A 22668-nucleotide genomic window follows, 5' to 3' on the forward strand; every position below is an offset into this window, starting at 1 on the left:
AGGGTGCCCGAAGGGCGGGAGAGGTTTTTTTGTAACAAAGTTATATCCTGATGTGCGGCACCAAGTGCCTGAAATGCTTACGCAAAACCCTAATCTCTGCCGGCATCCATACTGCGTCCCGTTTAACAGCATATTTTAAAACATGGTGATCTTTTTTATCCTATCATGGCCATTTAATATTTTGGTAAGGTATTTGTTATACTATATGTATATATATTTTCACCACACTACTACTATGAAACTAAACAGCGAAGCGAAAGCAACGTTACTGTCTGGTGTCGAGCGGACTTATAATGGCTATGCAGCCCTTGATTGTTCAGAAACCGCAAAAATTTTTAAAGGGTCTTCGCTCTCTGATTTTACCCGCCAAATGATACATGAAGGGAAAATGCAGGCAACAGTCCATATTGGCAATACCGATTATAAAATCGCTTTAAAAAAAATAGATACTGACACTTATTCCATCGAAATCGATCCAAAAAAGCCACATTCGCTAATGACTTATGAGGACATCGAAAACCCTAACAATGAAGAGCAGGTTGTCGCCTTACTGGCCAGCCAGTCCATTGAAATTGATTTAAATAAGCCCCATCCCTATATTACTATCGATAATCATGATAAAAGCGCGCCGATTCGTGTCGGCGGCGACAAATTACAACTTTATCGCACCCACCTTGTCACCTTGCATAAAATTCATGAGCGCATCAAAGCTGACGAAGATATTTCAAACTTATTGGTCGCCTTAGCCACCGGTTCGGGTAAAACATTTGTGCAAGCATTATGGCTTGTTAGCTTGCACTCTGCCGGGATGAAAGGCTTTTTTGGTGTGCCTGGTCGTTTGGAGGATCAATTTTTCAGCGATCTTAAACGGTTATTACCCGATAGTTTTGTCGAAGAAAAGATCGGCCGATTGGGAGACCCTAATCGTCAAGAAGGTTTTTTAGGACAAGACAAGGATATCGTGGTCGGCGATGCGTTTAAAACGCTCGATGAACATTTCGGTCAATTAGACAGTTACAATCCCCAAGAAGTGATGCTAAGTTTTGACGAGCAACATCTATTAATGCGTGTGGAGCGTCGACGATTAAGGCTTATCGATCTCTCTGAAAGATTTTTATCCTGTTTTTTAACAGCGACCCCGAATGAAGAAACCTATCAACTTTGTGGTAAAAACCCGATTGCCACCATGTCTAATAAGCAAAAAGAAGAAGCAAAACAAGGAAAAGTCCCCAAAATTGCCACCATTACGGCCAAGTCAGCCAGCGATAAAAACGCCAATACGGAAGGATTTTTTAACCGTCTGAAGAGACGCTTTAACATTTTCATCTCAGATGCTATTCAAAAGCAACCCACCTCTGCAGCCATCCAAGTTATGGATGATCTGCCATTCATGACGCAAGCAGTGAATGGCAAAACACAACAATCTGTTCGCAGGAAAATGCTTTTCATTGTCGATGACCCCGACTCGCTCATTAATTTATGCCATCGTGTTAATGAACCCGCTAGTCGTGAAGTTTATGAGAATGGCAACTTATATTCTCGTAAAGAAATTGGTGAATTACTACTCATTCAGGATGTCGATTCAGCGTTATACGATGAAGAAATGGAAGCTCGAGGAGAAGGCTCGAAAGCAAAGCAAGCCATTGATGCACACCTGAAAGCAACCATTTATCATAATATGATCGATCATGTCTTAACCGACGCATTAGGCATGAATCTTCTCGAATTAAACCAACTCCGACAACAAAATCCTGACTTGCTTAGGCTATTAGCACTATTACGATTCGGGGTCAAAGAAATATCAGACCTCAGTGTGACTGAAAATCAATTATTAACAAAAAATCAAATAGATGTGAAAAAAATTGGCCAGGCAGACCTGACTCAGCAACACTACGAGCAATCCTTGCTAAAAAAAATCGATGGCGAAGGGGCCAAAGAAATCAGTCATCTATTAGCCGGCATTGCCACCAATTTGAAAACCCAATTTAACGGAAATAAATACTTACCGAGTTTAATCGACCATTATTTAACCAATGATCCGACTGACGAAAAAATGGCTGTATTTATTTTAAGAAATATCGAAGACCGTTTTAACCAGTATGCCCAAAAGCATCTTGTGTTATGTGTCATGGATGATATGCGCAGCAAAGACTTACCCATCGAGCATGATGCCAAAGGTAACCCAAGACCATTCTGGGGCATGACCAGTGAAACGTATCCCTTGTACGATGAAAGCGGTGTTCGCTCCGAAAAAGCAAAAACAAGACCGCTTAAATCTATTGAAGCACTTAACCCAGAAGTTACGGAAACCCGCTTTCATCCCAATTATGCCGACATCACCGAAACGCAAGCAGACATGTACTTCAAGCTCGGTTTTGTGGGGGCTTATATCAGTAACCGTAAAACAGAAGGGTTCAGCGACTTAAATTTACATACCGTCATTAGTGTTTGTAATTTTGGCGGGCAACGTTTAAATGGACCGGATAAGGTATTACAAGGATTAGGGCGTAATAGAGGGCTGGACGAAACCGTCGAGCCACTGTTCGTTCATGCGCTAGGGAATGGCCAGTCCTCCCCCTTTTCACTGAAAAACTTAGATAAAGACGATTATTATAAAGAATATTTCCAAGGCATGAATACGTTCCGTGAAGCCTACTTAAAACTGCTTGGCGATAAATTAGCAGAAGACATTATTGCGGAATACCATGCCGGTGTTGAGCCGGATGAGAGTTTTGATACAAACGTGTTTCGCAAAAAAGTCATGCATATGATTCGTGAAGACTTAAGGGAAATCAATAGCTTAAATAACCATCAAATCAACATCAGCCGAGCTCAGCTAGGAAAAGTGTTGGCCCAAGCGCAAAAACGTCTCGATGAACACCTACAAAATGTTGAAGCGCCAAACCGTCTTTCAGGGGTTGTCAATTTTTTAGGTAACTTGATGAATGCGGCTGCATCCATCTACTTTTGGTTTTCGCAGCGTGGGACAAAATCAGAATTTAATCAGGCGATGAAAAACAATAACCATCAGCCAGATAAGATTTATGACAAAATCCTATCAAACACCAGTTTTAAACAGCTTAGTAAAAAGATGTTTGTTGCCGCGGAGATCCAATCACTGGTTAGCCATCAGCGTGATGTGATGAAAGCACTCATTGAAAAATATCCCAAAAAATATCTGATGCCAGACGCTAAAAAGAAAGCCATTGAGTATGAAACATCCACGTTAAAACCAATCTTGTTGAAATTCGTCAAGGAAGACCACCAAGAAATAGCCGCAAATGCTCTGAATAAACACCCTGATTTATTAGGGTTCCTTCATCGTAATGAAAAGCTCTTTGAAAAACTATCCAGCGATGATATCAGCGAAAAAGAGGTCAAAGAAACCTTAGTTCAACTTTTCCAACAATTTGAGGAAACCCGCGATATAAATGAATCCGCTTTTATCGATACCATTAATCTTGGCAAAGCGCTTCGGGAAAAATTGCAACAAGGGCCCGCTCAACTATTAGATGATGAAATTTGTACCGAAATATCAGAAGGGATAAGCCCTAATTTCATAGAAGCTTTGAAAACAAAGATGTTACCGCTTTTAATGCCAGAAGATGTTGAAAAGCTTAAAAATGGCTTGACGATTGAAGTTGGACAACAATTTTGTAAAGTCGTTCTTCAAGGCCATGGCAAATTTCTTCGCGGTGAAGAAGGTGGCATTGACATCAGCGACAGCAAAGCCCTGTTTGCATTATTCAACCAGGCTTTAGGAGTCAATGCGATTCAAAATCCCGAGGAACTGGCCAAGCAATATGTTGAAAGCATGTCAAAGCTTCACCAGACCCTTGAAGAATCACCCGTTGAGGCAATGAATGCGGAAAAATTTGGTCAATTGAAGCATCATTTTAAAAAGAGCCTGATTCCCGCCATGATTAATTTATGCCCCTTTGACCAAAGAGTGGCAATTCACAATCAAATCACCGATGAGGCAATTGAGGAGCTGATCAAAAAGGATTCATTAAACTTGCAATCGATGCAAGAAAAAGGGGACGCCCCCGAAACCATTGCCAATTTTGTTTTATCAAAATTAACAAAATCAGTCATTAACAGCGCGCAATCCCCAGCAACCGTGGAAGAACAAGTAAGTCAAAGTATGAAAACGGCTTTGGCAGAGAAGCAAAAAGTCACTTTCACCAACGCTTATGCCTTAGGTAAAGCCGTAGTTTTCGCAGGACTCCCCAGTCTTTTCGGTAAAAACGGGTTTATCGAAGCCACAAAAAAAACCTACGCAGCCAATCTGGTCTTAGATAAGAATTTTCTAAAAGCCTTCTCAACGTTAGTGCCACTGGATCAGTATCAAACGCTTGAACAAAAATTACAGCAAGACCCTTCCTTATCGGAGGCTATCGCAAGTAAGTTACTAGCGCTTGGAGAAGAGGCACAGGACCCGCAAAAACTGGTTGCCGCCGTATCAGATGCTTCCGAGATACCCATGGATTTTATTGCCGATAATGCAGAATCTGCGCAAGAACAAATCAATCAAATGTTTGCACAAAAAGATACGAACCCAAGTGCTTTATTAAAAACGGATGTCATAGAACAGCTCTCAAAGCCTACGAAAAAAACGTTGATTCCTTTGCTGGCAAAATTTATCCAAGATGATAGCCTAAGGCAGCAGTTTATTTCCCATTGTCAAACGATTCCCGATGGGGCGTTATTTGACTTTATGGTTGTCAATCAAGAAAGCTTCCAAGCACTCGAATCAGATGATTTCACTATCATGAAGCCACATTTAATTAAAATTTTTAATGGGTTAAATGCCATTGGCCCATCTGAAACGAAATTACTCGATTTTACACCGGAGCAATTGCGAAACTTGACACAATTTATCGATGAGCAGCTCGAAAGTTTACAAGATATGACTGAAATTGAGGTGCTGAGCGAATATTTAACGACCACGCAATTTATCGATGTATTACAACTGGCTTATAACCAAACCGATTTGAAAACGATCGTTGATATCTTGAGCGATCCGAACAAACGACGTGACATTGCCTTTAAATTAAAAATGGCGGATGGCAATATCGATAGCTTAGATGATTTGTTTCACCAGCATGCACCCGATGTGAAACAACTTGATACAAGGCTTGATGAATGCACGGAATTTCTAAATTCATTAGCACCTGAAGAGCATCCACCGCTTAAGCTTTTGGACAAAGCCCAATTAAATCCGTTGATTGAACAACGCTTGTTAAAACCCCTGACTCATCCTTTAATCAAAGATCAATTTTCTATCACCATTGGATTATTTGAACAAAAAGAACTCGAGACCTTGCTGGATGCCATGTATGGGTTCAATAAACCGATAAGCGCGGAGAAATTAATCGAGTTTAACCAATTATTGCAAAAAGGCGATACCCAGCAAATTGCTGAACAATTCTTACTAAAAGACTATGATGATTTTGACAGTTTACCGCTCAAACACGTATTTCAGGTAGCCTTTGATCTTCACCAAGAAATGATCAAATGCCACTGCCACTTTAATCAGCATGGGATGCGTGGCGAAATTGTCAGTGAAACATACGGTAATAATCCAGGTCATGTAACGCCCAATGCTATCCAACCTAAGATCTATGATTTATTGTCTCCGGGAGTTAAAAAAATTCACATGGAAAGCGACTCGGAAGTACTTAATATGTCACGTCGATTATCTTACTTACGCAGTTTGCAACTAGCCTTTCCCGATGCCAATGAATTACACCGACGTAATCATGCGGCTGAAATTAAGCATATCAAACGCATTCGAGATCACGTGATTGAACCAGTCAGAGAAAGAACGGGTAGATACGGATTGACAAATTGGTTCATTAATCTAAGAGACGCCATCACCAGTGGTATCAAATTTGTATTTGGCAAAATTGCCAGCTTCTTTAAAGGTATTTTTGCCAGCAATGACAATAAAGACCAACCTGTTAAAAAAGTTTCGAAGAAACAGCATGACAGGCATGAGGCTCTTGCATTCATTTCGGCAATCAACAAACTACGAAAATTAACAAAACAAGAAGCCAGAAGCCCAGATTCACCTGAGGAAGTCGTTGATAAGCTGCTTACCACCCATCAGGCTGCCTCTCCTAAAACGAAAAAAGGTACTGAGCCATCACTGTCTACAACCAATGTCAGTGCGATATCTATTTTCTCATCGTCGCCTTCCTTACGCAAAAAAATGAAGGAACCAGAGCCGGTCCAACCCCCTGAACAAGAGATAAAACCGCCTTCACATTAACAATCGTGGGACTAGAGGGCTAACGTGTTGCTCGTTTTTTCAAATGCTTTGAAGTTTTCCAATAACTGGTGCAATTCGCCATTTTGTGCAGCGAGAGGAACGTTGTCAAAATCAAACTGATTATGGGAGATATCATCCACCATAATGTCCACCGCATTTAATTTTGCTGTTCTGCTAAGGTTTGAACCGCCAAACATACTTGCCCATACGGTGTAATATTCGTTTGGGTTCTTCTCCCTTCGTTGTCGATAGGATAATAATTGTTCTTTTAGCAAATCTCTGCGAATATCAACTTCATCCATTTGAGGGTTTTGTGCTTTAGCAACACGATAAATTAATTGGCATCGAAGCATCGGATCCCAAGTTTTGGTATAGGCTTCATATAATTTTTTGAAGCTTTTCCACTTCTCTAAAGCATCAACTGATTTAGCATTCGAGTAAAGGCTTTGCAGGTATGAATACAATGCCATATCTTCAAGCTCATGATGAATATCTGAAAAAAATTGGGTTTGTTGTTGTTTCGTGATAATTGAGGTGCTGTGCAATAATGGAAAGGGACAATTTTCCTTATCAAGAGGCTTTTCGTCAAAATGACTCACGCCAAAATCATAATCCGAACTGGTGGATAGCGAGGTTAATGCCGGTGATGACTGCCATGTAAGCCTATCGTCTTTGATAGAAGCATAAGTATGGCTTTTAACAAACAAGTATAATAACGAGTTCCCTTTAATCGGTAAGGCAGTATGTTCTCTTTGATACGTTTTGGCATCCATGCTCTGAAAAGTACCCGCAGAGATTGTATTTTTACGAGGTTCCACTAGAAAATACAGCTTTCCGGACTCCATCTCACTCACCGGACATTTGATAAATTTGTTGTTTATATCATCATAAGCAAATACTAATCGCGCAGGTGGGGATTGAACGATATTAACCATATTTCACAACCTCAATGGCATCAAAGACTTTAAAAGAAAGTGATTTTAAATTGAGATGAGGTTATTTGCAAACTAAAATGATCGCCAAATAGTCTTACAAGGCATTTTATGAGCAAGATATACGAATAATATCGTCGCTTCAACAACCTCTCCCCTGCTCTTTGCGCACTTTCTTCCCTATCTACAGAGTTGGAAAAAGGAAGAGCGTTATTGGGGGGCTCTCGTTATTTCAAACCGTTTAGTGACTCTTGGATGGTGCAATAATCAAATTGATATCCGCTATCTAGCAATCGCTTGGGTTGTACTCGTTCCGAGTCGGTTAACACGACCGATGACTCGCCAATGATAAATTTTAACACGGACTCAGGTAACGGTAAGCCTGGGACCCAATTGGTTAATCGCAATGCTTTCAACATGTCTGAGTTGCGACAAGGTTGTGGGGCGGTTATGTTGATTGCGCCATTGGTCATATCATCGCTTTTGGCAATATACTCAATTGCTTTGGCAACGTCTGTGACATGCACAAACGGCACAAATTGCTTGCCAGAACCAAAACGACTCACATTGAAAAAACCCGAAGTTCGATAATAGGGCAATAGCCCGCCTTCATTCGACAGCACATGGCCAATTCTTAAATTAACGACCGGGCAATTCGCTTGGGCAGCTCTTTTTTCGATTTCCTGGCAGACAGTGACTCTGAACTTGGTTCCCGATTCACTATCAACAACCGGTTCGCTTTGCTCTGTCAATAATAAATCCTTTGCATTACCATAAATGCCTACGGCAGAAGCTTGTAGATACTTTAATGGCTTTTCTTTCGCTTTATCGATGTTATGAATGATTGTATCGATAACTTGATAGCGCGATTCCGCAATCTCTGTTTTAACGAAAGAGGTCCATCGTTTGGCACCAGGGTTTGAGCCACTTAAATTGACGATTATTGTATTTTTATCAATAAGATCAGACCAATCATCATTCAATGCTCGGACTTTAACACCTTCAAGATTGACCCGGGTCGCTAATGAACGGCTTAAGCAATAGACATCATATCCTTTTTGGAGAAACTCCAAGCAAACTTCTTTACCAATCATGCCCGAGCCACCCGCAATAATTAATCGGCGTTTGGGTAGAGCTTGCGTATTTTCAATCTCAAATTGGCCGTTATAATGCATCAAGGTCCCTATTAAAGGGTAGGATATTTTACCATCAAATTCCCACCCCTTTGTCGTTGGTTTTTCGACCCATTCAGATTTTGGTAATAAAAACGAAGGCAATGGAATTTTGAAGAAGTCAAAGAAGGTCATTCCTTCCGATTCATATTTGAGGGATTTATCGGATTGACGATTGATTTTGTAAACAAAGCGAAATGCTTTATCAAAAAAACCGCCGACGCCTTCGCTTAAATACATCTGTCGGTTAAAAGCACAATAAGACGACTGCGTTGTTGAATAGGTTTTTTGTTGGGGCGTTTTATACCCAAAAACTCGCTTCCAACGTTGCAAATTAGCCGATAAATTGGTCACTTCAGCATAAAATGGTTGTTCCACCATAGTCTGCGGTAAACCTACCAATTTGCCGATAACTTTTGAAAAGAAAGAAGGCCTTTCGACCGAAACGACACCATAGCCCCTGCCACCGGAACTTGCGTTTTTAAACTGGCTGACGTGTTTGTCCAGTAAATGGCTATCTGAAAATACGCGGCTAAACAAGGATGCCGGTTGGCCATTGGTTATCGATAATGGCGGTGCTTGCCAGTATCTTAGCTTCTTTGAGCCGCCTAAGCTGTAAGATACGGCATATTCAAATAGGCCTTGCTGTAATGTTGGCAAAAGATAAGTCCCCATCCGCATCACGCCATTTCTTAATGACTTAACCAACGCATTTTGCGATTGGCCCACGGAAGCAATTAAATCCGCCACTTTTTGAACAGACTCTGCGCGCGCCTTTCTTTCTTGCTCATATTCCGAGATCCCCTGTAAATAATCCACACGATTCAATTTTGAGGTTAGGCAGGCAGCATCTTCTATACACAAGCCGGCTCCCTGGGCAATATTTGGTGCTGTTGCGTGGGCAGCATCACCTAGCAAGACAACCCGCTTATCTTTAGATGTCCAAGGAAATGTTTCAACGCCTTCAATTTTAGCAATGTCCGTTCTGAGTATATCTTTGGTTAAATGAATTAATTGGGCATAATCAACAACAACCTCATCAGAATCAGTCAAAATCGGTTTCCAAGAGCGAACCAAATCCACTAAAAATTGTTTTGTTTTTTCATTCACTAACTCAACGCTTTCAATGGGTGACAAATAGGGGTGATTTTTTTGCGTTTTAACGGCTATGAACCAGAAGACCGTTGGTGGTTTTAAGGGAACATAGCCGAATCTAATTTCGTGATTCCCATATTCTTTCGACTGATAACTTCCCCAGGTTTCAATTGCTTGTGACCACCATTTTTGATTCGTGTCAATGGGAACTTGCATGTTTGCACGAAAATACGTATACCCCAGATCCGTCTCATGAACTGGTGGTAATGCCAATTCAGACATTAAACAATTTCTGATTTTTGAATGAATACCATCGCAGGCAATTAAGAGATCCCCTTGATATGTTTGATTATCCGCTGTCTTGATGATAACTTTATTATTTTCTCGTTCGTAGTGATTGACCTTTTGCGAAGTCACAATGGTAACATCGTCCCTATTTTTTAAACCCGCTAATAGAAACTTGATTAAATCATCACGATTTAAGCTTTGAACAGGAAAATTAACATGAAATTCTGTCGACGCTTTTGCCAATAGATTCCCTTGGGAGTCCCTATAACTTGGTGGTGGCATGGCTTGGGAAACTTGCGCTATTAACTGCTCGTAATTGGGTATATTGCGGAGCACTGCTTGACTCGGCGGCCATAGACCAATGCCGCCCCCCACGCTGGTTTTAGACTGATTACATTGCGCCTGAGATTCAAATAGTGTGATACGATATTTAACGTTATGATTGGCATGAATAAGTAAGTTAGCCAGGGTCAACCCTGAAATACCCCCACCGACTATTAAAACATCAACCGTCTTCACCATTTCGTTACCTTCGAGCACCTACCTCACACAGAGGTCAATTAATGAACAGTCTATCATACTTTATCGCTTTTTGGTATCTCACTTAAACGAAGCCGATTGACTTCAGGCTGGGTGTTTTAACGAGGCATGGGCGAAAAAGAAAAAGCAGAAAACTCGCTTTTTGAATGATCACGGGTATATCTATAGCGAAGAATCCTATACTTGTTATACTATGTAAAACATACTTAGGATATGGTTAACATTATGGAAGATTTACCTTTAGCAGATTTGCATACCGCAATAACCCATCTTAGTTTGCTAACGGGCTGTTGTCTTATACTGACTGGTTTTGTTGCTTTAATCGAAGGGTATGAAAAAGATATCAACAGCCTCGATGAGAAATATGTTTGGCCATTGATACTTTTTCTAATTTTTCCAGTTTCCGTTATACAACTCTGGTATACACTAGGGTTTAGTGACTTTTTACATATTTTCGTCGATATGTTTTATCTAACAAACATAGCGACAAGAAATTTACTTGTTACTTTTATTTTTTCCTTTGCATCCATGCTGGTCATACTGAAACATGAAAAAATTATAAAAGGCCGGTTCGTGGGTCTGGCTTTCGGTCTAATTCTTATCACTTGTGGTTATTATGTATTTACCCACCACGTTCCTGGCATTTTGGGCCAATACGTCATTGAGTATAATATCCATATCAATTTTCTTTTAGGTTTGACATTGGGGATTAGTGGTCTCAGTTATATACTCGACGATTTTTTTGGTAATAAATTTATCTTTAGAATTATTTGGGCAGCAGCACTGATGATCAATGGCATACTAAAATTGACATATACACCCGAATTAATTAGCCCTTTTGCATTTACCACAAGTGAAACCCAGTATGTTTACAAGCTCTATATCCTCTTTATTTTGGTTTCTGCCACTATTTTTATCCTCATCACGCTGATCCATCTGTTTTACAAACATGTCAAAAAATAGATCCGATTTTCAATCCATCCTCGTGACAAGCACCGAACCTTGTGCGATGTGTACTGGTGGCGCTGTTTGGACTGGGGTAGGTACTATCGTCTTTGGCCTTTCAGCTCATGGCTTAGGAGCTATCACCAAATCAGGCCATTTCATCGTTCCTTCGGAAGACTTAATCCATTATGCAAAAACCCCCATAAAAATAGTCGGCCCGGTTTTTGAGCCGATCTCGGCTATGGTACATCAAGGTTTCTGGAATAAGCCTAAGAATCGCTCAGACATCAAGCGCAATATGTAAATTTTTGAATGGACAATTCACCTAATTGCAATCCTCCGCCCATGCCTGTCTCTTCTATCCTAATATAGAATTTACGGGAAAAAGGCCTGTGCGGAGGATGGCGTGGAATAATAACAAAATCATCCATCAGGGAAACAAATATCGGTTTAGAAATTTTTATAATTCATTTTACCTCGTCCGCAATTCTTTGGAATTTGCTCCATCGCTTGTTTGTAAATAATTTTTTGGTCGGGATTTAGCATTTGATACACCTGATGTTCAAACATCATGCGCAATTTCATTTTTTTCGCCATTGCCGCGGTTTTTTTGTTGATTAACTCATTCAATGCCGCCTCGTCTAGGTTATCACTCATCACCAAAGCAAGCATTTGGGTTCGAAACGATTTCATATCATCCCGACTAGCCATCAGTTGAGAGTGCATAGACTGTCTGATAGCGCGAATTTTATCACGTTGTTCGGAAGTTAAATTCATCTGGTCCATTACTTTTTTCATCTTCATCATGCACGGACCTCCCCGCTGGCCCATTTGATGCTCAGCAAAGATGGGAGAGGTCATCAATAAACTGACCACGGCGACAACTGCTGACATTGCTTGTTTGATTTTCATTTTCTTCTCCTAAGATGACCTATTGCAGCCATACCCAACATTCCTAAAAACAAACATCCTGTCCACAATTATAGCCCATCATTGAAAAACCATGCGCAAGTGAAAAAAATGACGCTAACAGGACTTACGCAAAAGCCCATCTCCCCATTTCCGGGGAGATGGGAAATTGAGGGAAGTTATTTAGAAGTCCTGGCTAAATTTTGACAGATTGATATTCCGTTTTTAATTCATTAATCACTGGCGTCAGGTGACTATCGAACTCTTCAAATAGCGGTTTGAGTTGCTAACATCCTCTATTGCAAAGCGAATATTACAATCAGCTATTTTCAATAACTCACTCAAATTCAATTCCTTGTCAGTAATGACAGAATCACCAGACTGGTCGTACAAGTTTAAAGCATCAACACGAACAATCGCGTAGTTTGATGAGGAAGGTTTTCCAAGCTCTAAGCTATCGCTATGGTACATGACGACCATGGGTGGGGAAGTGTATAAACCATTATCGTCTTGAATTTTTATGTCATTGAGCTCAATTCGCTGTATATCCAAGTGGGGAGATTCAACCCCTTTTTGCCATAATCGATAGAACAAAAGCGCCGCTAAAATTTGATCACTCCCTTTCATCCATCTTGTTTTTGTCTTTGAAAATGTTGTTTGTCTCTTTAGCCAGTCTATCTGGTAAAAGATAAATGCTCTTCATTACCGTATACGGTACCACGTCCTAATATCTCATTGACAATCTGAACCCCATCTTCGAACAATTGCGTTTCCTTTTCTTTGAAGGGTACTTCCTCAAGGTAATTTGAGCTTGCCAATATGGCTAAGGCCGAGGCGATAGCGATACTAAATAAAGCTATCATCGCAATTCCAACGGGCAAACAATAAGGCATCACAAAAATGCCGCCAAGAACCCCTAATACACTTAACCCAATAAACGCTGCACTGATTCCTATTTGTTTTGCACTGGGGTGGTGGTAGTCAAAACATCCAATTGGCTGGTAATAACGCGAGTCGTGATAGTGCTTTATGTGGCTGTCAATTTTCTTAGGATTGATCTCATTTAAACAAGCTTTCCAGGCTTGAAAATACCGATTAAATTGCCTAATTACCACCTTTTGCTTACTCGGTGTATCCGCCTCTTGATATGCTTTCTCAAAGAGCGCCATTCGCGCTTCAACAGCGAAGTAGAAACTATAATATTTTGACATCGCTATCTGTTTATCACTGGTCAAAAAGTGCCTTAGCGAATCTTCAATTTCACCTAGATTGGGAATATCCTTCTTGCTAGCTATTTCCTGCCCAAAAAAACCCATAAATACACACTTTATCTAAAAATAATATAGATTATCATTAAAAAAAGGGGTTGATAATCATAAATCGTCGCTTTTTCGTTTCAGAAATTAAACATTACGGAACCTTTACAAATCAGGTTTGAACAAATTAGGAGTACTGCTTTGCTATAATGATTATAGGTTAATCTATTTGGTTATTATTATGCCATTAATCTACTTCAAAAATGGAACATTATATATTGAAGAAGATAAACCAATTTCTGAAGACACCCTTCCTTCACATTTACGTAAAAAATCTCATCTCCCGTCAGATGAAACGCCTATCAATATCGACGTTTATAGCCAATGCAAACACTTTTTGACCCAAGAATGCAAGGATCCCGTGTTAGCAGTCAAAATCAATCGTTGGAAAAACCAATATTTATCCTTATTTCTTGGTCTAATTCTAAAAGAGCACCATTCTGAACTACGGGAATTAGATTTTAGCTCTTGTGCTTTAAGAGATTCAGACATTCCAGCTCTCATCTTACTCCTACGCGAATATCCAGGTATAGAAGTTATCAATCTTAACCACAATTATATTTCCAACGAAGGAGCCATCACGTTATTGCATGCCATTTTGGAATTGGACTTGCATTGTGAATTTGACCTAAGCCATAACGATGTTGGACATAAAGTGAATCAATATATCCAATCCATCCTAGGCAATTTTAGTGATTCAACTATGGATCTATCAGAAAACCAAAACCCGGATGAAATTGAATTAGCAAAGGAAAAACTGACTGAGGATGAGCAGCTTGAAGCATCGAAACTGGTATCCAGCTTGGCTAAAGAATTTACCCCTGGCGATTTTTTGTATGGTCTTCACAGTGGGCTTCCTCCCGATAAAGGAAGAAATCCCATATATAATGCGCTATTAAAAACACTACCCCCTCATGACAGACATCAATTACTCATCATCAATCCCTTTTCCGATTGGGTCATCAACCGAAATGATTATGAAAAAGCAAGCAAACACGATTTTATCTTTTTTGATGAATTTAGAAAGGAAATATTGCCTTCCCTATATCCTCAAAAGCCAGAGCCGTTTGTCAGAGGTTGGTCTGAACATAAATTATTATGCAAGCTTGGCATACTATGGGCCAAAAAGAATCATAATAAAATTCATTATGTCTTAGATGACATTGATATGGCGTTATTTTCCGCCCCCAATCGCAATCGAGCGGATGTCTCTGTTACTGAGTCAGAACTCAAATTTATAGCAAGGTATTACGATAATTTAAAAGACTGTGTTCAATTTTGGCGGACTAATTCTAAAACGGGAGTCCTTGAGAAAGCCGATGCACCCTGGATAAACCCAGAAACTAAAAAGTTTTGGGATAACTACCTAAAAGCTGAACATAGAAAGATGCGCTATTTTCCAAAAGGGGAGTTGCCAGAAAGCGCCTTTATTTCCAGTTTTGTTTCACGAAAATCATACAGCATGCAAGCATTTAAGGAAGCACTTAACCTCGCATTAAGTAGCGTCTTTCAAGGTGAAGAAGATAAAATCTTATTCGACCTTGTCAGTAATGCCTTACTTAAAATTGAAACGGCAGAAAAAAAGTACGATTTAGAATCCATCATTTTTTCGTTGTACGATGAATATTTTACAAACCATGCCAACCTCGACCACAAAAATAAGGTGCTCGAAACGGTCTTAAATGAGCTTGTTGTCAATGCCACCTTTAGGAAAAACGCACCCTCGGGGACCAATTTCTTTTATCGTGGTGTGATACAAGCAAACGTTTATGGGGATCGCGTATTAAACAATCAAGCCTTATTTGATATGGCCGATGAAATCCATTCTCAAAAAAGTGATGCAATAACTCAAACCAAGAAATTGTAGCTATTAGAAATAATTTAATGCGGGGGCTTGGATCAATTAACTGACTGTATGAAAAATATTTTTTATTGCAGACAGGCAATATTAGGGAGCTGCATTTAGAAGCCCCACCCTAACATTTGTATATGTTCGTTATGGCGCTGCGGATGTTTCCTTTGGGATTGCCAAACTCATAAAAAGTGAGAGAAAAACCAAGATAGCACACACGATCATGGCATAACTGAAGACTTTCATAATGGAATGCTCGTCCATGATGGAACCCGATATAGCGACGCCAAAGGAATTACCTAAAAAACCACAGGTAAATAATACTCCCATTGCAACGCCTGCTTTTTCCGGTTTGACCATTTGAAAACAATCCGTTGCAGTTGCTGGTATGAGAAATGCGGCCAAAACACCGGCAAGAAAGAGGGAGAATATAAGATAGGGAGCAAGTGTTAGCGCCTGTGTCCAAGCCATCATCCCACAAGCAATGAGCATTAAAATGAGACCCGAAATCAAGGGCGGCTTATAAGTAGCTTGATCAATCCACTTACCAACAGGGGCAGAAACGATATTGATGGTTAGTGTCATGCTCAACATGACTATACCCGCAGTTACAATCTATTAACTGAGTTTAGGGGCCCACATTTCGCCTGCAGCGAATGTGGGCTGGCTCTCGGGGCTGAGCAAATATAACGACATCTTGATAATTTAAGGAAACTGCCATGAAAAACAATAACAAAATAGCATTAGTGACTGGCGGTGCAAAACGTGTTGGACGAAGCATCGTCGAAAAACTTGCTGAAAATGGCTACGATGTTGTCATTAACCACCATGCATCCGATACACAGGCACACGAATTGAAGCAACAGGTTGAAAAATGTGGCCGCCACTGCTTGGTTGTCAAAGCCGATATCCAATCACAACTGGCCGTTCAAGGCATGTTTGACCAAATAAAAACGCAATTCGGTCGACTTGATTTGCTGGTCAACAGTGCCTCACTCTATGAAAGTCATTCATTTCCCTGCGATGACTTTCAACCGTTCCATGATTCCTTAGGAGTTGCTGTTTGGGGAAGTCTTTATTGTGCAAATGAAGCGGCAAAAATCATGCTTGCGCAAGAAAGCGGACTCATTATAAATATTATTGATTTATTTGCCTTTTACCCTTGTAAAAATAGGATGTTTCATGGCGTTTCAAAAGCTGCTCTGGCCAGTTTAACCCAATATCTAGCCCTAGAGCTTGCCCCCTTTGTACGCGATAATGCCATAGCCCCAGGCCCTGTTTTACCGCCAGAAGAATACTCGTTAGATATGCAAATGAAGTCTGCCGAACGAACTTTACTGAAACGATGGGGACAACCAGATGACGTTGCCAAAGCGGTTTTGTATCTGGCCGATGCAGATTATATGACAGGAGATATTATGTTTGTTGATGGAGGCAGCCACATTATTAATGGGAAATAGTCGCATATAACAGGCTATCTCGATTTGCAGACAAGCCGTTTTTATGACGAGAAATTAAAATTAGTCGCTGATTGAGAGAACTGGGTGTCTAATTCAACTAACGCATCTAACTTATCCTGCACATCAACTTTAATATTCTGATGGTCTTTGGTTCCTGTCGGGTATATTGTTTTTAAATCGCCAAGGGTTAAATAGGATGGGCTGTAAATCTCGGTTATTGCTCAGTCACCCGCCACTCGCATGCTAATAATAAGTTCCGAGTTTGGATTTTGTATCAATGCTTCCTTTTGCGCTTTAGATAGTGTTTTAATGTAACGCTCAATACGCATAGCATCCGCTTTAGTTCCTTTAATTTCCCAGTATTGCGCGATAGAAAGGGGTTTGAAACTTCGAGTATATTTACTTCCTTTTCCAGCAAGGTGATCTTGAAAGCGTTTTTCAAGATTATCGGTATAGCCTGTGTAATAGCTTTGATTGCTGCATTGTAAAATATATATCCAATAGGTTTTTTCAGACATGGCAACTAACAGATATTTAGGATAGATTGACTATAACGAGTTACGATTAATGAATCAAATTCTGAGGAATTAAATGATTTACCCTCTTGAATTCTTAGGAGAAAAAAATATATACACCTTAATAGCATTATTTTGCTGAAATTTCAGATAAAATACTGTATAATACGCGACAAATTTTTATTCATTTTAACATATAAGAGCGCTATGACTGACTTAAATCTTTATAGAAACATTGGTATCTTCGCCCACGTAGATGCAGGAAAAACAACGACTACCGAACGTATTCTTAAGCTGACGGGTAAAATCCACAAAATTGGTGAGGTTCACGATGGTGAATCAACGACCGATTTCATGGTACAGGAAGCAGAACGCGGTATTACCATCCAATCGGCAGCGGTTACTTGCTACTGGAAAGGTAATCGTTTCAACATTATCGATACCCCCGGACACGTCGACTTCACGGTTGAAGTATACCGTTCACTCAAGGTACTCGATGGTGGAATTGGGGTATTCTGTGGTTCCGGCGGTGTTGAGCCTCAATCTGAGACTAACTGGCGTTATGCGAACAATTCAAAAGTATCTCGCTTGATTTTCGTAAACAAACTCGACCGTATCGGTGCGAATTTCTTGAAAGTGACTGAGCAGATTAAAAAGGTGTTGGGTGCAAAACCATTAATTATGACCTTACCTATTGGATTTGAAGACAGCTTTGTTGGGGTTGTCGACCTACTCACTCGTCAAGCGTATGTTTGGGATGAAACTGGCTTGCCAGAAAATTTCAATATTACTGACGTACCCGCAGACATGCATGACGACGTTGAAACCTATCGTGCTCAATTGATTGAGACTGCGCTTGAGATGGATGATGAATTGCTAATGGGTTATTTAGAAGGAGAAGAGCCTTCAATAGAAGAAATTAAGCGTTGTATTCGTAAAGGTACGCTTGAATTAACCTTCTTCCCAACCTACTGTGGTTCGGCCTTCAAAAATAAAGGGATGCAGCTCTTATTGGATGCGGTCGTTGACTATTTACCTGCTCCTCATGAAGTAAACCCACAACCTTTAACCAATGAAGAAGGTGAGCCAACAGGCAAGTTTGCTCTTGTATCGCCTGATGAGCCATTCCGTGCGTTAGCATTCAAAATTATGGATGACCGTTTTGGTGCGCTTACGTTCATCCGTATCTACTCAGGAAGACTGAATAAAGGAGATACCATCCTTAACTCATTCACGGGTAAAACAGAGCGTGTCGGCCGCATGGTTGAGATGCAGGCGGATGAGCGTAATGAATTACAAAGTGCTGAGGCGGGTGACATTCTTGCCATCGTTGGCATGAAAAACGTTCGAACCGGTCACACGCTTTGCGATCCTAATAATGAATGTACGCTGGAAGCAATGGTCTTCCCTGAGCCAGTAATCTCTATCGCCGTTGCGCCAAAAGATAAAGGCGCTACCGAGAAGATGGCGATCGCGATTGGTAAGATGGTTGCCGAAGACCCAACGTTTAGGGTTGAAACGGATGAAGATTCGGGTGAAACCATTCTTCGTGGTATGGGTGAATTGCACCTAGATATTAAAATAGACATTCTGAAACGCACCTACGGCGTTGAATTAATCGTAGGTCAACCTCAGGTTGCTTACCGCGAAACCATTACCAAATCGGTTCAAGACAGCTATACCCACAAAAAGCAATCAGGTGGGGCAGGTCAATACGGTAAGATTGATTACACGATTCAACCTGGTGAGCCAAATTCCGGATTCACCTTCAAGACATCCGTTGTCGGTGGAAACGTTCCTAAGGAATTCTTCCCTGCAATCGAGAAAGGCTTCCGTTCAATGATGGATACCGGTACCTTGGCAGGTTTCCCTGTGCTAGATGTTCTCATTGACCTCACCGATGGTGCCTATCATGCTGTTGACTCATCTGCTATTGCGTTCGAAATTGCAGCAAAAGGCGCTTTTCGACAGTCAATACCAAAAGCTGGGCCACAATTGCTTGAACCCATCATGAAAGTCGATGTTTACAGTACAGAAGAAGATGTCGGTAACGTTATCGGTGATTTGAACCGCCGTCGTGGCATGATTTCTGGCCAAGAACCCAGTGCATCAGGCATTCGCATTAAAGCGGAAGTTCCTCTTTCAGAAATGTTTGGATACATCAGTACACTGCGAACGCTTACTTCTGGCCGTGGTCAATTCTCAATGGAATTCTCTCATTACGCTGCCTGCCCAAACAGTGTAGCTGAAGCAGTCATTGCCAAAGAAAAAGAAAAGAAAGCCGCCGCAGTCAAATAAGTAACTTTTTCGACAGCTCTCTCAATGGAACCCTAAAGTTTCCATTGAGAGAGTTATAACCTTACGTTTGGAACGGTACTAACAAGCGGACTTGGGATAAAAGAAAATCAACTATACAAATTACTAGGCCTACTTACTTATTTTATATCGATAATTCTCCTATCATCCTTATAGCGTCCTCATTTTCATCATATCTATTTTTATTCAAATTTTTCTGGCCTAACAAAAACACATATAAGACACTAAATCCAAGAATAAATAAAATACCTTGCAACCAATCTGCCAGCAAATGATGATGGCTTATATAGCCAATGACTAAGGCATAGGCCATATAAGCAAATAAAGTCCAGGATGATCCAAAGGAACGATAGAAATTTCTTAGCTGTTTCCCATAAAAACTCAAGATGTAAAATATAAAAAAAACAAGATGCATGATTAACGCTAAAGCCAGCGCCTCAATAGTTGCTTGGATTAATAGATAGGACATCGCCATATAAACAATAAAACTTAAGCTCAATCCAAAAATGACCCGGAAGGGTCTCTCTTCATTTGGTTTAGTTGTTCGCAATTTAACAAATGATAGGGGAATAGCCACACAAGAGATTACCTGGAAAACGGAAACAACAATCATGATGGTTTGCCAGTTTTTAAAAAATACGACCATTGTGCAACAGACCAACGTTGTAAATATTAAGGCGCGCCGTGATAGTTGATACTGGGGGTGATTTTTGTCGAAATAAACGGGCATTTGTTTATCCTTTGCCATCCCTTTCAGTGTTCTGGCACAAGACCCCATATATAAAATACCGGTCCCTGAAGGGCTAATAATCGAATCAAAATAAAGCACATAAGCCCACAAAGACAAGATGTTGATATTTAAAAGAATCAATAACTGTGCTAAAGGCGAGGTAAAATTGATATGATTCCAACCGTTTGCAATCATTTCGGTTGGTATTGAGGCAATGAATGCCATCTGGAGGAGTAAATAGATGATCAAACATATTAAAACAGAAGCTGTCAGGGCAATCGGTATATTTCTTCGCGGCCTTTCTAATTCGGAGCTAAACATGGCTACCATGGAAAATCCATAGAAAGCATAAAAAATACCACAAACAATGACCCCACTAAATACACGTCCATACCCATAAGGCGCAACCCCTTGTGAGGTAAAATTACTCGTATTAAAGGAAATTGACATTAATAAGACAGCGGTCAGTAATGGAATGACGATCTTTAAAATAGCAATGATGTTACTGGCCTTGGCCATGCTTTTAATACCCCCAAAATTTAATAAGGTATACACGATAACCAAAACAATAACTAACCCCGTTCCTAATGCTGTGTGTTGATGGTGGTGAAAAAAATAGGGGGTCAAATGGGGGATCGCCGTACTTAAGTATTGAATGGTTGCTGATGCCTCTGCTGGAACGACGATCACCATCCCCAACCAACTCGAAATAGCAATGACAAAGCCAAAATCATTGTTATTGTGACTAATGGTCAGTAAGCGCGCAAATAATGCATTTTGTTTTAACATGCTAGCAATTTCAGCCAATAACAGGGCTAATATCATGGCTAAAGCCGCGCCGACTAACCAGGAAAGGTAGGAAGCCGGACCGACATATTTTGCTGCATAATAGGCCGCAAAAAGCCAACCACTTCCAATCATACATCCTACACCAATGCCTATGGCCGTAAATAACCCTGGCTTTGATTTCAGCTCATCATCAATCAAAATTCATCCTTGAAATACTTAGACTTCTTTCATCATACTGCAAAATGACTCCATGATGAATAATCATCTGGAACGTCTGGACTACACAATTTAGCAAGCGTAGGTTGGGCCCTGAGGAATCGACCTACGCTTGCTAAACACTACTTTTATGCCTGATTAAGACAAATCGCATTGATTCAAAAAAGTTTAATTATTTTAAACTTTCACCCCTGAAAGATGTGGAGCTTTGAGTCAATTCAAAAGTAAGCACAGGGCTAGAACTATCATAATGTTCGTCAAATTTAAGGATAGACTTTAGATTAAATTCTCCAGGTTTTCCGATGATAGACAAACTTGGGTATTCAAAAGTCTCCCACGTCTCAGGCTCTTCAGCAATGTTGCTTTTAAAGACAAATTCACCAGGAGTTATAACTTCCAATAATAAATTTTGAGGACATCGACAGACTATAAGAATTTAACTGAACCCCAAGAGTTGGCGGCTCTGATAAAATAAAAATTCCCGTTAAAATGCTAGGCAGATCCAGTGGTCATTGAAAAATGTTTAGGCCCTAAAATGCCTAAGATCATGGCAACCTACAACAAAAACGAAATGCTACCTCGAAGACAAGAGGCATTGGAAAAATGGAGCACATATATTGATAGTCTGACCAAACCATAGTCCTTTTCTGCTGATATCCCAAGAGATATCTTACAAAACATAGAGCAACCAACTTAATGATCTTCTTTTAAATTGTGTTAGGATTAGATTGAGAGGACAAACAAGGATTGTTGATAGGAATCAACAAAGGTATCAAGGAAGATACCAGGTCACAAGGATGTGACTAAGACCTCTTTCAAAATTCCCGACACCTTGGTTCGAAGCCAAGCACTATAGTCTCACAACCCTTTAAAATCAAGGCCTTGTGATGCATCGATTTATGACGCTTTTTAACATCTGCTAAACCTCATAAATTAACGAGGCTATAGCCTAAAAGGCCTTGCTGTCGCTAGTCACACAGGCTTGCAATAAGTTCACGATAAATCCTTGTGAATCAGAACGGGGATGGACCTGTAATTTGAGATGCCCCATGCGCAAGAAGTAATGCTATTTACTCTTCATTATGTAAAAGAGCACAGAGCTGTAGAGCCGTTTTTTGTTGAGAATTAATAGCATCGACATCAAAGCGGAAAAAAATTATATCGTTAAAACAATGGTATAGGGGTCTGACCAAAATATTTTCTCAAAAGTAATGGTGCCCGAAAATACAGGCATAGGGGTCTGACCAAAATATTTTCTTTATAAACAATATGATAGGTGAGATAAAGTACTAATTTTTGGCCTTAGAAGGTATTTTTAA

At 40.3% G+C, this 22668-nt stretch carries 14 protein-coding genes and 1 pseudogene; 7 read left to right on the plus strand and 8 right to left on the minus strand.

Features of this window, described 5'->3' with window-relative positions:
* Window positions 1-235 precede the first annotated feature (235 nt).
* Window positions 236-6274: a DEAD/DEAH box helicase family protein gene (locus AB3348_RS09870; protein ID WP_367607441.1), complete on the plus strand. Its 6039-nt coding sequence runs from the start codon at window positions 236-238 to the stop codon at window positions 6272-6274.
* Window positions 6275-6285: 11 nt separating this feature from the next.
* On the opposite strand, the gene AB3348_RS09875 is transcribed toward AB3348_RS09870, so the two are convergent.
* A complete protein-coding gene (locus tag AB3348_RS09875) occupies window positions 6286-7209 on the minus strand; it encodes a hypothetical protein (RefSeq protein ID WP_367607442.1) in 924 nt (307 codons plus the stop codon).
* A gap of 224 nt (window positions 7210-7433) precedes the next feature.
* Window positions 7434-10283, minus strand: coding sequence for a DUF1731 domain-containing protein (locus AB3348_RS09880; RefSeq protein WP_367607443.1), 2850 nt, complete (start codon window positions 10281-10283; stop codon window positions 7434-7436).
* A gap of 243 nt (window positions 10284-10526) precedes the next feature.
* Here AB3348_RS09880 and AB3348_RS09885 point away from each other — a divergent pair, with 243 nt between their 5' ends.
* Together AB3348_RS09885 and AB3348_RS09890 are read left to right on the plus strand one after the other, a co-directional pair.
* Complete coding sequence (locus AB3348_RS09885) at window positions 10527-11264, plus strand: hypothetical protein (protein ID WP_367607444.1); 738 nt, start codon at window positions 10527-10529, stop codon at window positions 11262-11264.
* Window positions 11251-11550, plus strand: coding sequence for a hypothetical protein (locus tag AB3348_RS09890; RefSeq protein ID WP_367607445.1), 300 nt, complete (start codon window positions 11251-11253; stop codon window positions 11548-11550). The genes AB3348_RS09885 and AB3348_RS09890 overlap by 14 nt, the downstream gene beginning before the upstream one ends.
* A 146-nt stretch (window positions 11551-11696) precedes the next feature.
* Here the strand turns inward: AB3348_RS09890 and AB3348_RS09895 are convergent, their stop codons facing one another.
* From AB3348_RS09895 to AB3348_RS09905, 3 genes are all read right to left on the minus strand, one after another.
* Complete coding sequence (locus AB3348_RS09895) at window positions 11697-12158, minus strand: Spy/CpxP family protein refolding chaperone (RefSeq protein ID WP_367607446.1); 462 nt, start codon at window positions 12156-12158, stop codon at window positions 11697-11699.
* A 243-nt stretch (window positions 12159-12401) separates the two neighbouring features.
* On the minus strand, window positions 12402-12782 hold the full coding sequence (locus tag AB3348_RS09900; protein ID WP_367607447.1) for a hypothetical protein: 381 nt from the start codon (window positions 12780-12782) through the stop codon (window positions 12402-12404).
* Between the two features lie 47 nt (window positions 12783-12829).
* Complete coding sequence (locus tag AB3348_RS09905) at window positions 12830-13471, minus strand: hypothetical protein (protein WP_367607448.1); 642 nt, start codon at window positions 13469-13471, stop codon at window positions 12830-12832.
* A gap of 181 nt (window positions 13472-13652) precedes the next feature.
* Between AB3348_RS09905 and AB3348_RS09910 the strand changes: the two genes are divergently transcribed.
* The gene (locus AB3348_RS09910) at window positions 13653-15338 is read left to right on the plus strand and encodes a hypothetical protein (RefSeq protein WP_367607449.1); all 1686 of its coding nucleotides are present in this window, start codon (window positions 13653-13655) and stop codon (window positions 15336-15338) included.
* A 129-nt stretch (window positions 15339-15467) separates the two neighbouring features.
* Here the strand turns inward: AB3348_RS09910 and AB3348_RS09915 are convergent, their stop codons facing one another.
* Window positions 15468-15938: an MFS transporter gene (locus tag AB3348_RS09915; protein ID WP_367607460.1), complete on the minus strand. Its 471-nt coding sequence runs from the start codon at window positions 15936-15938 to the stop codon at window positions 15468-15470.
* Between the two features lie 104 nt (window positions 15939-16042).
* On the opposite strand from AB3348_RS09915, the gene AB3348_RS09920 reads away from it, so the two are divergent.
* Window positions 16043-16783, plus strand: a complete 741-nt coding sequence (locus tag AB3348_RS09920; RefSeq protein ID WP_367607450.1) for an SDR family NAD(P)-dependent oxidoreductase — start codon at window positions 16043-16045, stop codon at window positions 16781-16783.
* Window positions 16784-17004: 221 nt separating this feature from the next.
* On the opposite strand, the gene AB3348_RS09925 is transcribed toward AB3348_RS09920, so the two are convergent.
* The gene (locus AB3348_RS09925) at window positions 17005-17301 is read right to left on the minus strand and encodes a GIY-YIG nuclease family protein (RefSeq protein ID WP_367607451.1); all 297 of its coding nucleotides are present in this window, start codon (window positions 17299-17301) and stop codon (window positions 17005-17007) included.
* Between the two features lie 204 nt (window positions 17302-17505).
* Between AB3348_RS09925 and fusA the strand changes: the two genes are divergently transcribed.
* Window positions 17506-19596 (plus strand): elongation factor G, encoded by a 2091-nt coding sequence (gene fusA / locus AB3348_RS09930; protein WP_367607452.1) that lies wholly within the window; start codon window positions 17506-17508, stop codon window positions 19594-19596.
* A gap of 142 nt (window positions 19597-19738) precedes the next feature.
* Here the strand turns inward: fusA and AB3348_RS09935 are convergent, their stop codons facing one another.
* Complete coding sequence (locus AB3348_RS09935; protein ID WP_367607453.1) at window positions 19739-21331, minus strand: APC family permease; 1593 nt, start codon at window positions 21329-21331, stop codon at window positions 19739-19741.
* A 517-nt stretch (window positions 21332-21848) separates the two neighbouring features.
* Here AB3348_RS09935 and AB3348_RS09940 point away from each other — a divergent pair.
* A pseudogene (locus tag AB3348_RS09940) lies at window positions 21849-21989 on the plus strand (site-specific integrase); the annotation flags it as partial.
* Between the last annotated feature and the right edge of the window lie 679 nt (window positions 21990-22668).

Origin of the sequence: Legionella sp. W05-934-2 (assembly GCF_964199965.1) — a bacterium.
Taxonomy (GTDB): domain Bacteria; phylum Pseudomonadota; class Gammaproteobacteria; order Legionellales; family Legionellaceae; genus JAFIFT01.